This window comes from Pseudorhodobacter sp. E13 (assembly GCF_003991405.1).
Classification (GTDB): domain Bacteria; phylum Pseudomonadota; class Alphaproteobacteria; order Rhodobacterales; family Rhodobacteraceae; genus Pseudorhodobacter.
Map to the genome: position 1 here is coordinate 1 of NZ_RPEN01000027.1, position 223 is coordinate 223.

The window sequence follows — 223 nt, forward strand, 5'->3', positions numbered from 1 at the left end:
AAGCCCCTCCATCATCCTGGCGAAGACCCCCATGTCACCCCACCGCTTCCATCGGTTGTAGAGGGTCTTCGGAGGGCCATACTCCTTGGGCGCATCACACCACCGCAAGCCATTGCGATTGATGAAGATTATGCCGCTCAAGACCCGCCGATCATCGACGCGCGGCTTACCATGGCTCTTCGGAAAGAACGGTTTCAGCCGCTCCATCTGCTCGTCCGTCAGC

1 protein-coding gene is annotated in these 223 nt (G+C 59.2%); it reads right to left on the bottom strand.

Translation table 11 applies throughout. The features are described 5' to 3' along the window. A partial coding sequence (locus EGN72_RS00075; protein WP_233586964.1) for a transposase occupies window positions 1-222 on the bottom strand: 222 nt, incomplete at its 3' end. Window position 223: the final 1 nt, after the last annotated feature.